The organism is Loigolactobacillus rennini DSM 20253 (assembly GCF_001436505.1).
GTDB classification, from domain to species: Bacteria; Bacillota; Bacilli; order Lactobacillales; family Lactobacillaceae; genus Loigolactobacillus; species Loigolactobacillus rennini.
The window spans coordinates 1-12560 of the sequence record NZ_AYYI01000068.1; the positions used below are offsets into that span (position 1 = coordinate 1).

Genomic DNA, 12560 nt, shown 5'->3' on the forward strand with positions numbered 1-12560 from the left:
TTACCGCCCAGAAAGCAGCTTAATAAAGTTGTCCAATTTTAAGGGTTCACTTCACTCGCTAAACAAGTATTTCGCTTTTTTTAGTAAAATGCACTTTGCTATATTAGTAAAAGATATATTCATTGGTCCCAGTAATTCATCGATATGTTTTAAAATCATTTTGTTATTAATGGATTCAGCTAATTTTTTAAAAGCAATTGAACTAATACTATATAGATAAAGACGGGTTTTCCCCGTCTTTATCTAACTGTTAATTATTTTGCATATAGCTAATGACTCGTTCACGCACTTTGGAGGATAATTTAACCTGTACTAATAATTTCATAGTTGATCATCTCTTTCAATTGAATTAGATAAGCTAAAACAATAAGCAATTAATTTGTTCTTCGATAAAATGTTTAGCTTAATTTTCGTCTATATATTAGGCCCCCTTTTTCTGAATTTCATTATATCATTTGTTTCTAATTAATTATATACTTTTTTTAATTTATTTTATGCTTAATATCAGCATTTTTTGGAATATAATTAAATTATGATTATAAAAATATTTATTTATGAGTTACGTTAATTAGTTTTTTCTAATTTATTAAAGACAATGATTTGCGTGAAATGGATGACTGCTTAAACTACTGGTATGCAATAGAAATACTATCAACTTTTGATTAGCTAATTAAATTGTTGACTAAGAGATAATCAATGATATTTGTATTTGACAAGGGAAATATAAAAGTAAGTACGTCGACAAAATTGAAAAATTCACTTTAACCATCTCGGTTGCACTAGTTTAAGAGTAAAACTTAACCAAAATTTTTCGTCAGTATTTAGGAAGTGTAGTTAATCAGATTGTTTTAGAGTGCTATTAATAGTTAGATTCTGGACTATAATAATTGGTGTCGCCTAAATAATTAAAGGAGTTCTAAAATGAAGCGCAGTTTAACTTTCATCAGTAAAAAAATGTCTTATGCATTGCGGCACAATCCCGAAAAATATGGGCTTACGCTGGATGAATATGGCTATACAGATGTTGCCCAATTCTTGCAAGCCCTCAATCGGATGCACCATTTTACGCCCCGATTAAAGTTAGCTGATTTGGAAAAAGTGATTGCGCAGTCGGATAAACAGCGCTTTGAAATTAGAAATGGTAAAATCTGCGCGCTTTATGGTCATTCCATTCCTGGTATCATTAAACGGCGCGCTGCAGTGCCACCAGCTATTTTGTATCATGGTACTGCGCGGCGTTTTTTAGCTAGCATTAAGCGGGAAGGGTTACTGCCCATGAGCCGGCAATACGTCCATTTATCTACGGATGTTGCGACGGCGAAACAAGTTGGTTTGCGGCGGGATTCGCAGCCAGTTATTTTAACTATTGCAACTGAAAAAGCCCAAGCGGCTGGAATTCAATTTTTTGTGGGCAATGATCAAGTTTGGTTGTGTTCCGAAGTACCGCCGCAGTATTTACAAGTGAAAGCCTGACCGGCTCCGTTATTGGCGCATAGCAAACGGCACGTTATTCATTGATGAATAACGTGCCGTTGACTTTAGTATAATGCTTAACACTTACCCGCTTTTACCAGCATGTTTTATTTTGGCTCTTCTCCGGCTAGCATCCGTTTAGCTTCTGTCTTAGATAAGTCGTAGTGGTAATACTTATCATAGAATTGTTGGGTTTTTTTGGTTAAGTTCAGTTGTTTAAATTTGTTCGGGTGTAACTTTTTAGCAGCCCACAGGACTTGGAGGGCTTCTTCAGCACTGTAGCGATCCCAAGCAAAAGTACCTTGTGGATTGCCATAGACCCGACCGGCTTTAACGGCTTTTAGTTTAGCAAAGCGGGAATCGTGGCACAGTGTTTTCAAGGCCTTTTTGCTGGTGGTATTGCCAATGATAATGACTTGTGGGTTGGCCTTAATAATTTGTTCTGCAGTAACAGCCCGCATATTGCCTTTAACTTTTAACGCGTTTTTGCCGCCGCTTAATTTAATCCACTCATCCACGATGGTGTCGCGGCCATCTACTTTTAATAGATCTTGGTCGTTGACAATGTGCAACACTCGCGTTTTTTTCGTATTTTCATCCAAATGTTGTTTAACGTATTTAATGTTGCCATTTAATTCTTTCACGTACTGGTTGGCAATTTTAGGGGAGTTGCCGCCTAAAACCTTAGCCGTGGTTTTAACTGAGCGCTTTAAGCCGGCAAAATCTTGGTACATTAAATTAACAGCGGGAATGCCTACTTTAGTAGCCTGTTCTGCTTGATTTTTATCAGCAGTTAACACCACATCCGGTTTTAATTTTAATAATTCTTCTGTTTGGATATCATTGCCGCTCAATGGTGCAGTGACAGCTTTGATGCCGGGATAAACGGTGCTGAACCACGGAAAACTTTTCACGGTATCCGTTGTAGCAACCAACTTTTTTTGGCCGTTTAAAAGGAGTACCACTTGGTTGTTAGCGTGCCATAAATCGGCAACCCGGTTGACTTTTTTAGAGATTTTAACGGTTTTGCCACTTAAATCCTTAACGTTACGTGTACTAGCTGCTTGAATTGGGGTTGACACTAAGACGACTGCAAAAAGCAGACCGAATAATAAGGTACATTTTTTCCAGAATTTCATGAGAACCTCCTAAAAACAGTTTGATCAACAATGCAGGTTTTTTGCTGCGTCGCAGGGAGGGTGACGACGTTTAAAGGTAGTTGGTAGACATCACTTAAATGAGAACTCGTTAAAATCTTAGCAGCAGGCCCGCTTTGCCACTGCCCATTTTGGGCCAAGGTACTGACTTGGTCGTTTAATAATAGGGCTTGGTTCGGGTCATGGGTAGTTAAAACAATGCCATAGCCAGTCTGCGCTAATTTTTGAATTAATTTTAAAACGCGGACTTGGTTGGCCACATCTAAAGCAGAAGTCGGCTCATCAAAGATGATTAGCTCTGGTTCTTGCAATAATGCCCGGACAATGCTGGCTAGTTGTTGTTGACCACCACTGACGGCAGCATAACTTTGCTGTGCACAGCTGCTTAAATTAAACCGAGCGAGTAGTGCTTCTGCGCGGGAGCGATCTTTAGCGGTGGGAGCAGCCAGTAAACTTAAATGTGGTGCCCGTCCTAATAGGACATAATCACGCAAACTAAAAGTAACCGGTGTTCGTTCGCTGCTCATTTGCGGGACGTAGGCGATTTTACGAGATCGTTGAGCTGGTGATAAACGCCGTAATGAGTGGCCATTTAACGTGACTGTACCGGCAGTTGGCCGGTAAACACCGGCTAAACAATTGAGTAATGTCGATTTGCCCACACCATTTGGGCCTAAGATGCAATGGATTTGCCCGCTGTGTAGCTGAAAATTAATGCCAGTAAATAATGACTGGGTATCGGCGTAATGAAAACTAAGATCTGTCGCGATCAGCTGGGTCATACAAAGGTCACTCGTTTCTTTAATAATAACCAAACAAATAAAGGTGTACCGATAAAACCAGTTAAGATCCCTAATGGAATTTCACCGGCGCTAAGACTGCGGGCAAGACTGTCTAAAAGTAGTAGAAAAATAGCGCCAAAAATGCCGGCTAAAGGTAAAGCTTTAGCGTTGTTTTGACCAATCACCAGCCTTGCCGCATGGGGAACCACTAAACCGATCCAACCGATGGTACCACTTAAGCAAACTGCACTGGCTGTTAGTACGGTAGCACATAAAATGATAATGCCTTGTTCCAGTTTTAAATTTGCGCCCAATGTGGTGGCTTCTAATTGATTGAGACTGAGTAAATTTAGACGCCAACGAAAAGCCAATAACACAATGCCAGCCAATAGCAAAGTGGGCACGTTGAGGCCAAGATTGCTTAATGTAACTTTTTCCAAACTGCCCAATTGCCAATAAGTGATGCTGGGCAGTTGTTGCTCAGGATCGGCTACGTATTTGAGCAAACCGATCACCGCTTGCATGAAGCCACTAATGATGATCCCAGCTAAAACTAAAGTCAAACTCCCCCGACTGTTTAGAAAGTGCTGAATGCTGACAGCTGCCAAAACCGCCAATAGACCACCAGCAAAGGCGCTAATCTGGATTCCTGCAGCTTGGTAGCCTAAGATAATGGCTAAAGCGGCTCCGGCTGCAGCGCCATTTGAAACCCCCAATAAATCTGGTGATACCAGTGGGTTGTGAAAAATAGCTTGAAAGGCGGTTCCAGAGATCGCTAAAGCAGCACCGATAATGGCGGCTGCTAAAATCCGGGGTAAGCGCAATTCAAGTAAAATCTGTTGATCGGTAGCAGCAACTGCTGGTGCTAATTGCAATGGGTGAAGAAAAAAGTGACTGATGGTCGTAAATGATAAAGGATAACGACCGACACTTAGCGCACCAAACATGACAATCAATAACAGTAGGCCACTGCCAATTAAAAATTGCCGGTAAGAAAATCGCGGTTTTTTGAGAATCATGCTCACCACCTTCTAAACGCTTTCTTCATTATAGCATGTGGAATGTTTCACGCTTATTAGGGAATTGACTAATTATCAATTCCCAAAACGTCTGTCATACTAGAATTGTCTAAATGATAAAATTTACACATTCAACCGGAATGTTAAAGTGAGGGACCACGTCGTGCATTATGTCGCTATTGCAACGCAGCCGCTAGATGTTCAAGCTTTATACAATAAATTAGTTGATCCGCAATTTGGTGGGATCGTCACCTTTATTGGCACTGTACGCCAATGGACAGCCCAAGTTGAAACCACGGCAATCGAATACACTGCGTACACGGAAATGGCTGTCAAAGAAATGACTAAATTGGCAGCTGAAGTTGAAGCAAAAGGCGCTAATGTAGTGATTGTTCACCGCGTGGGCCATTTAGCGTTGGCAGATGAGGCCGTTTTTGTTGGTGTGGCCGCCGCACACCGCGCAGAAGCATTCGATTGGTGTGAATATTTAATCAATACCGTTAAGGAACGCGTTCCGATTTGGAAAAAAGAGTTTGATACTGATAAAGTGCGCTGGGGAGGGCCTAAATAATGTTTACCGTTAAATTATTTGCAGTATTAGCTGAACAAGTTGCACAAAATGAGGTGCAACTCCCACTTAAAACGCCGATTACAGCAGCAACTGTCAAACAGGCAATGGCGAAAAAGTTTCCCCAGACAACGCCTGTTTTAACTGATTGTTTAGTCGCTGTCAACCAAACTTTTGTTACTGATGAAAGTTTTCAGCCAGAAGAAGTGCGCGAAGTTGCTTTAATTCCACCGGTTAGCGGCGGTTAAACCTTGAATGAATTAGAGCGTGTCCCTTAACACGATTTTAAACGGGTAGCAGGTGCTTGTTACTTGCTGCTTTGTAGGAGGAATTTTTATGGAACCTTTATATGATCGTTACGATCGTTTACATAATTATGTTCGGATTTCCATTACGGATCGTTGCCCGTTACGATGTGTCTATTGTATGCCGGAGGAAGGGTTACCGTTTTTCCCAACTGATCGGGTGTTATCCCAAGATGAAATTGTTCAGTTAGTGCAAAATTTTGCAGAAATGGGTGTTTCTAAAGTCCGGTTTACTGGTGGTGAACCGTTATTGCGTCGGGATGTAGTTGATATTGTTCGCCGGGTGCACGCGATTCCTGGCATCACTGACATTTCGGCAACTACTAACGGTTTGTACCTGCCACGGAAAGCAGCGGCATTAAAAGAAGCAGGGTTGCAACGGCTTAACATCAGCTTAGATACTTTTGATCCGGCACGTTATAAAAAAATTACCCGTGGCGGCAACATTAAACAAGTGCTCAAGGGAATTAAAATCGCCAGTGAATTAGGTTATGTTGTGAAGTTGAATGTGGTTGTTATCAAAGGACAAAACGATGATGAGCTACTGAAATTCTTGAATTATACACGGGATCACCGGGTTAATGTGCGTTTCATTGAATTTATGCCGATCGGAAATTCCGAAGCAACTTGGAAGAAAGAATATGTTGGATTAAAGAATGTCTTTGATATTTGTGAAGAAAATCAAATTGACTACCAACCGATCCAATTACCTGGTAATGGGCCATCTGAAAACTATCGAATTAAAGGTGCACTGGGCAGTTTTGGGTTGATTCATCCGATTAGTGGTAAGTTTTGTGAAACTTGTAACCGTTTGCGGATCACGCCAGATGGCTACATTAAAGCTTGTTTATATTGGGATGAAGAAATTAATATCCGCGCGGCAATTCCGGACAAAGTTGAATTTCGCCGCTTAGTGCAGCGGGCATTGGATAATAAACCATTGGATCACCGGATGGCATTGACTGACGTGGATAAGGTGGAGTATAAGGCGCCAACTTGGCGGCATATGAGTCAAATTGGAGGTTAAATTAGAATGGCAAAAAAAGAAGTAAGTGGGCGGTTTAATGCCATCATGGCTTTAGTCATGGGCACTTTGGCAATGATGGGTTGTTTTATGGCTTGGTCGAGTTTTGCGCCGTTAGCGGCACAAATTGCGCATATGTTTTCTTTATCCGTGTCACAACGGACTTTGTTACTGGCCACACCAGTTTTGTTAGGGTCGATTATGCGGATTCCAGTGGGGATTCTCAGTGACCGTTATGGTGGGAAAAAGGTGTACATCATTTTGATGCTATTTGTCTTGATTCCACTATTTTTAGTCCCGCGGGTGCATTCGTTTGGGATGCTGTTGTTCGTTGCACTATTGTTAGGGATGAGTGGGACGTCTTTTGCCGTGGGAATTTCGTACGTTTCGGTTTGGTTTCCACCTCAGCAGCAAGGTTTAGTGTTAGGCATTGCCAGTTTAGGGAACATTGGCAATGCGGTTTCAGCACTAACGCTGCCTCAGATTGCGGCTAAATGGGACTTCAGCATGGTTTATAACGTATTAATCGGCATGTTGATAGTTTTGATTGTTTTGTTTGCGCTTTTATGTAAAGAAATGCCATTGGATAAATCCAAGACGTTAAAAGAGTCGCTATCTGTCGCCAAAGATGCTAATACTTGGTATTTATCATTATTTTATGCGTTAACGTTTGGTTTATTTATGTCATTTAGTAATTTAACGCCAACTTTATTAGACGGTCTTTTTCAAATGAACCCAGTGACTGCCGGTTTATGGGCCGCAGCATTTGGCGCCATGTGTACGTTTGTCCGGCCTGTTGGGGGCGTTTTGTCTGACCATTTACGGCCGATGCAGCTTTTACAATGGGTTTTATTAGGCATTGGTATCTTTGCTTTAGAGATGAGCTTTACGTTAAATGGGCAGGCACTATTTGTCACTGGTTTGGTTCTAATCGGCTTGATCGCGGGTTTAGGCAACGGTATTATCTTTAAAATGGTACCATACGTTTCAAAAGGTAATACAGGGGCCGTTACTGGTTTTGTCGGTGCGATTGGGGGCTTAGGCGGCTACTTCCCGCCGATTGTAATCGGAAACATTAAACAGCTTACGGGTAGTTACATGTGGGGCTTTTGGTTGTTAGCCTTGTTTGCAATTATTTGTTGGTTAATTTTACGGCGTAAATATATTAGTGGTGAGACCCACATTGTGCAATAAACTAAGCAAGCTATTTTAAATAGAAAACGCGCGGCATCAGACAGTTTGTTTTCCAATTAGCTGGAAACAACAAGTTGACGCTGCGCGTTTTTTAATTGAGCTTAGTTTTTCTTTGGCTATTTTTGTCGCCGTAATAACCGCTTAGTGAGTGTTTCAAGATCTTGACGGGTTTGTGAAGCTGGAAGTGCGTGAATATCTAATAATGCTTGATCAGTAAATTCATTGGCCATGGTCTGCGCGCGCTTGACGCCGCCACTTGCGATGACTAATTGGCGTAGCTCCTGTAGTTCATGGGCGGTTAGTTGTTTACGTTTGCTTAAATACGAACGGGTGGTCTGCGGGTGCGCCTCGATTGCAAATAAAAGGGGTAAGGTGTAAATGCCGTTTTGGATGTCTTGTAAAATGGGTTTGCGGATGGTGTCCGCTGACCCGGTGTAATCCAAAATGTCATCTAAAATTTGGTACGCTAACCCCAGTGAGCGGCCAATCTGTTCGCCGGTTTCCACGATGATGGGATCAGCGTGGGCTAATTTGGCGCCTTGTCCGCAAGCTAGTGCAAATAATTTGGCCGTTTTCCCTTCGATTTCTTCTAGGTATTCGGCAACGGTTTCGTCCATGCGGTAATTTAAATTGTATTGTGCCAATTCGCCGGATAAGATGCCGTGCATGGCATTAACATTGGTGTGGAGATCCTGAAAACTCTCTGCCGCCTTAAGCAATTGATCGAAATAAAGTGTGAATAGCAAATCACCGCCATAAACAGCGTTGCGGTTACCAACAGCCGTTTGCACCGTCGCGGTGTGCCGCCGCTGTGTGGCTTGATCGATCACATCATCGTGAATTAATGTGGCTAAATGCAACAATTCAATTGCGGCAGCACCAGCCCGTAACCGTTTTGGATCAGACTGGGAACCAAATTCACTAAAAAGATAAAATAGCCCGGCGCGGACTAGTTTACCCCCATTTTGAATCAAGGCTTGTACACGTTGATTGACAGCGGGCTGCTTGATTTTTGCCGCTTGCAGTAAATATGGTGTCAGCGGCATTAATTTTTGTTGAATGCGGGGGAAGTCATCCCAAATATGAAGCGTCATAGGCTACCTCTTGTTCTAATGATTAAATTTAGCGATTTCCGCAGTTAATTGCTCAGCCACAGGCACGAAGACAGTGGTGAAAAGTTTTTCCAATGCTTGCGGCGGGGTTTTGGTTTGTTTAGTCAGGTTGTTGGCTTGTTGCCAAGCAGTTTGACGCATTTTGGTTAATAACCGCGGCTTAATGTGATTGAGTCGCTTACTCAATTTTACCTTATTTGTCCCATATTTACGTAAATAATAGTAAAAAATTTCGTGAAATGTGTTGTCTAAGTCCCAAAAAAAGGTATTGCGTAAAATTTGATCGTTCATGGCTTGGGCAAATAATTGTTTACCAACGATTTCATGACTGGCAAAGCCAGCGCCAGAAGCGATGATGGCTTTAACTTCTTGGTTATCCGCTAAATAACGACTGAATTGTGCCAGTTGGTTATCAGGTAAGTCGAAGCCTAAGGTTTCTTTACGCTTTTCAACAGTGAGTGCTTTTAAATGGGTAGAAAATTTAGGCGCAATTTTTTGACTATCGGTGATTAAATCAGCTACCATGTGCTCGAGTAATTGCTGATTTTTGGCTAAGTCTGCATTGACTTGCTGCCAAATTTTTTCAAAAGCAGGATTAAAATCACGGAATAAGGCCTCACAAGTCGTCACGAGTTGTCGACTAACTTTAGCATTTTCAGTGTGGGGTTCGTATTGAACTACTAAAGGCAATTCAGTGGTTTCTGGTGCGTTTAATCCGTAGGTGTGCCGTTGCTTTGCAGTATAGGTTTTTAATTCGTCTAAGTTCAATAACCCTAATGGGGCAATGGTAAGTTCCGCATTGGTAGCCATAATCTGTAAAGCAAATGGCGTTGTGGCACTTTCATTTTTTGTAAAAGCTTTTAACGTTGAAAGTAAAGTCGAACGGTTTTGTAACGGGGACTCTGGATCAGCATAAAAAGCGGAAGTGTAAATTGGTTGGTTATCGTATTGTGCGTTTAAATCGGTCATTGGCTCAATCCTTTAATGATAAATTTACTTAGCTTAAAGACAATCAATTAAGCTGAATGTGTTGCTAGAAACTTTTTTCCGCCCGAAGTGAATTGGGCTGCACGTAAATCAACGCCCGCCATGGCTTTTCCCTGTGGATCTTCGATGGTTACTGCAGTTAACAGCTCTTTTTTGATGGCGTACTGTACAGTTTGGTAAAACATGGAATCTGGGTTGATTTGCCGTGCTTCGTGGAAATGATGCTGTGCGACGTCATTTAAAAGACCTTGCAATGCTTGGGTTAAACTAACATTATGTGCCATCTGCAACCTCCTAACGGCGCCGGTGCCGAACAAACGTGAAGAAGTGTAAGAGGCAGGCTAGTAAGACGTAAAAAATAACGACAAAAGTAATGTAGGTCAACCAGAATTGTCCTTTGATAAAAACACCGAACAATAATTGTTGTATACCCATGGTGACTAAAGCCATCACGGCGATCATACCAAATAATAGTAAATAGCGTTTCACTGTATCGTCATCCTTTTTTGGTTTTTGGGCGATTTTACGGCCCCAACGTTGGCACTGTGCCAATTTTTTGGGGTTTGGCTGGTGTTCCCGCCAAGTATTACTGCCCACAATTTCCGTTACTTTAATCAAACCAGCACCAGTTAAAACACGGTCGACTGTCCGGAAAGTGCCGTCGGTGATACCGACAAAGAAATTTTCTAAACTGGAAAGGTAACAAGTGGTGATGGTTAAATAATGTTTATGTTTAAATTGTGTCGGTAGCGTGTCACCGGCTTTGGTCATTCGAACCATCCGCGGCCGCATACAATCAAAAAAGTTTTTAGTAATACCAGATAGACCACCCCAATAAGTGGGTGCCGCGATAATCCAAAAATCATTTTCCTGCAACAACTGTTCCAAGTGATCTAATGTTGGATTTGGCTGCCCCGTATCTGGGGTAATCGTATAATCTGCTAAATCAAGTTGCTGGTAGGAAACAGATTCTGGTAATCCTTTAACAACAGCAGCTAAATATTGGGCAGTAATGCCATCCTTTCGGTGTGCCCCTAAAATTCCTAAAACTTTCATGGCAAAGCTTAGCCCCTTTTCTAACTCATTAACTTGTCATGGGATGTGGCATTAATTAATGATGAGTGATAATTAAAAATCAATTAAGCCGTTGTGCAACGCATAATGCACTAAATCCACTCGGTTTTTAAAGCCTAATTTACGGTTGATGCTGGCCTTATGCGCTTCAACGGTTTTGATTGAAATGAAAAGTTTTTTGGCAATTTCTTTATTGGAATAGCCTAAAGCAATCAGCGGTAAAACCTCCCGTTCTCGGTTTGATAAATCTGCATACCCTTTAATTTTAACATTGACATCGTTATCTTTTGAATTGATTTCAGCAACGTCATTTTTAGTTAAAATGATGTTTTGGTCAACATAAGTTTGGTGATTAGCCACCGCTTTGAGTGCGTTTAGTAATTCTGTATCGGAAGAACTTTTTAGAACATAAGAATCCGCGCCATTTTGCATGGCTTTATCAATGTAATCCTGTTCTTCGTGCATCGACAAAATGACGATTCCCACTTTAGGAAAGCGGTCGTGGATACGTTTGGTGGTCATTAAACCACTTTCACCAGGAGGCATATTGAGATCTAAAACAATTAAATCGGCCGCTGCGCGTTCAACTTCAAAATAGGCTTCGTTACCGTTAGCGGCTTGAGCGACCACTTCGAAATTTGGCTGCTGGTTGATGAGAAATGACAGGCCGCTGCGCACGATGGCATGATCATCGGCAATTAAAACTTTATACATAAGCGGTCCTCCTGTTCCATAATTAAGTCAGCGCAACCTCTAGTGATGAAAATGAGGTTGTTACTGTTTGTTTTAATGTTGCGGTCACCATTAAGCCACTGGAAAAGTCGCGGTTACCCGGGTGCCACTGCCCACTGTGGATTTAATTTGGAAAGTCCCGTGCAAAGATTTAACCCGTTCATTCATATTTAAAAGTCCTAGTGAATGGCCGTTAAAACTGACGTGTTGGTTGACATCAAAACCAGTCCCATCATCAATGATTTCTAGACTAATTTCGTGCTCGTGGGCCACTAACAATAAATTAATTTCGTTAGCTTGAGCGTGTTTGATCGCATTAGTAATTGCTTCTTGGGCAATCCGGTACAACACTGTTTGGACATCTTCGGAAAGTTTTAACTGGTCGGTGTCGTGAGTGAGAACCGTGATGCCGATACCTGAGTTTTCCTCCAACCGCTTGGCTAATGCTTTTAAAGCCGCTGAGAGCCCAAAACTATCTAAAACTGCTGGGCGGATATCCAAAGCCATTCCTTTAATATCACGTAAAGTCGCATAAAGCTGATTTTCGATTAGCTTGGTTTGGTGATCAAATGCAGCTGTATCCGCCTTAGCAGCAGCGGTTTCCAAATGGCGGATGCCCATAATTGAAGAATAGACACCTTGTGCAATACTATCGTGTAAGTCTTGTGACAGCCGTTTCCGCTCATTTTCGTGTGCTCGGTTCACGTACTGCACTAATTTTCGCTGCTGCGCTAATTGGTCCATGCGCTGAAGCAAGTCATTGCTTTTTAAAGTCAGCGAATAAACGTGTTGTTCGTGATCCAAATCTGTATAGACTAAAGAAAAGGCAAGGGGTTGTCCACCTTTTACCGGTAAATTAAACGGAATCACCGTTTTAGCTTGATCTAATACTGTACAGTTAAAGCAATCATCAGTTTGTGATTGCCGCTGTTTGACGACGTTTTGCATTAATTTAATGATATAAGCGGGACGCAGTCCATAGTCAGCTTGCAGCGCATGTGCCGCATGGTTGCTGATTAATAACTGGTCATCGCGAAAAATGAAGATCGCATCAGGCGCTTCATTAAAATTTTTTTCTACCCAACTGACAGCTTCTAACATTTTTTTCACCTCAAAACTGAACAGTTTAATGT

General features: G+C 41.7%; 14 protein-coding genes. 5 read left to right on the forward strand and 9 right to left on the reverse strand.

Going from position 1 to position 12560, the window contains the following annotated elements; translation table 11 throughout:
* Positions 1-921 precede the first annotated feature (921 nt).
* Entirely contained in the window at positions 922-1473 is a 552-nt protein-coding gene (locus FC24_RS08330) for an RNA 2'-phosphotransferase (protein ID WP_057874433.1), read from the forward strand.
* Positions 1474-1580: 107 nt separating this feature from the next.
* Here FC24_RS08330 and FC24_RS08335 read toward each other — a convergent pair whose 3' ends face one another.
* From FC24_RS08335 to FC24_RS08345, 3 genes are read right to left on the reverse strand one after another with little or no spacing between them, the layout of a single operon-like run.
* On the reverse strand, positions 1581-2612 hold the full coding sequence (locus tag FC24_RS08335; protein WP_057874434.1) for an ABC transporter substrate-binding protein: 1032 nt from the start codon (positions 2610-2612) through the stop codon (positions 1581-1583).
* Positions 2609-3412, reverse strand: a complete 804-nt coding sequence (locus FC24_RS08340) for an ABC transporter ATP-binding protein (RefSeq protein WP_057874435.1) — start codon at positions 3410-3412, stop codon at positions 2609-2611. Before FC24_RS08340 ends, FC24_RS08335 begins: the two co-directional genes overlap by 4 nt.
* On the reverse strand, positions 3409-4431 hold the full coding sequence (locus tag FC24_RS08345; protein WP_191980384.1) for a FecCD family ABC transporter permease: 1023 nt from the start codon (positions 4429-4431) through the stop codon (positions 3409-3411). Before FC24_RS08345 ends, FC24_RS08340 begins: the two co-directional genes overlap by 4 nt.
* 163 nt (positions 4432-4594) lie before the next feature.
* On the opposite strand from FC24_RS08345, the gene FC24_RS08350 reads away from it, so the two are divergent.
* From FC24_RS08350 to FC24_RS08365, 4 genes are all read left to right on the forward strand, one after another.
* Positions 4595-5002 carry a molybdenum cofactor biosynthesis protein MoaE gene (locus FC24_RS08350; RefSeq protein ID WP_057874436.1) on the forward strand — a complete coding sequence of 136 codons (408 nt, stop codon included), beginning with the start codon at positions 4595-4597 and terminating at the stop codon, positions 5000-5002.
* Positions 5002-5247: a MoaD/ThiS family protein gene (locus tag FC24_RS08355; protein WP_057874437.1), complete on the forward strand. Its 246-nt coding sequence runs from the start codon at positions 5002-5004 to the stop codon at positions 5245-5247. The genes FC24_RS08350 and FC24_RS08355 overlap by 1 nt, the downstream gene beginning before the upstream one ends.
* A gap of 88 nt (positions 5248-5335) precedes the next feature.
* Entirely contained in the window at positions 5336-6331 is a 996-nt protein-coding gene (gene moaA, locus FC24_RS08360; RefSeq protein WP_057874438.1) for a GTP 3',8-cyclase MoaA, read from the forward strand.
* 6 nt (positions 6332-6337) lie between these two features.
* Complete coding sequence (locus tag FC24_RS08365) at positions 6338-7522, forward strand: nitrate/nitrite transporter (protein WP_057874439.1); 1185 nt, start codon at positions 6338-6340, stop codon at positions 7520-7522.
* Between the two features lie 116 nt (positions 7523-7638).
* Here FC24_RS08365 and FC24_RS08370 read toward each other — a convergent pair whose 3' ends face one another.
* From FC24_RS08370 to FC24_RS08395, 6 genes are all read right to left on the reverse strand, one after another.
* Positions 7639-8616: a polyprenyl synthetase family protein gene (locus FC24_RS08370; protein ID WP_057874440.1), complete on the reverse strand. Its 978-nt coding sequence runs from the start codon at positions 8614-8616 to the stop codon at positions 7639-7641.
* Between the two features lie 15 nt (positions 8617-8631).
* A complete protein-coding gene (locus tag FC24_RS08375) occupies positions 8632-9603 on the reverse strand; it encodes a hypothetical protein (RefSeq protein ID WP_057874441.1) in 972 nt (323 codons plus the stop codon).
* A gap of 47 nt (positions 9604-9650) precedes the next feature.
* Positions 9651-9905, reverse strand: a complete 255-nt coding sequence (locus tag FC24_RS08380) for a hypothetical protein (protein ID WP_057874442.1) — start codon at positions 9903-9905, stop codon at positions 9651-9653.
* Between the two features lie 10 nt (positions 9906-9915).
* Entirely contained in the window at positions 9916-10677 is a 762-nt protein-coding gene (locus FC24_RS08385) for a flavodoxin family protein (RefSeq protein ID WP_057874443.1), read from the reverse strand.
* Between the two features lie 72 nt (positions 10678-10749).
* Positions 10750-11409, reverse strand: a complete 660-nt coding sequence (locus FC24_RS08390) for a response regulator (RefSeq protein ID WP_057874444.1) — start codon at positions 11407-11409, stop codon at positions 10750-10752.
* A 90-nt stretch (positions 11410-11499) separates the two neighbouring features.
* On the reverse strand, positions 11500-12528 hold the full coding sequence (locus FC24_RS08395) for a sensor histidine kinase (RefSeq protein WP_057874445.1): 1029 nt from the start codon (positions 12526-12528) through the stop codon (positions 11500-11502).
* Positions 12529-12560: the final 32 nt, after the last annotated feature.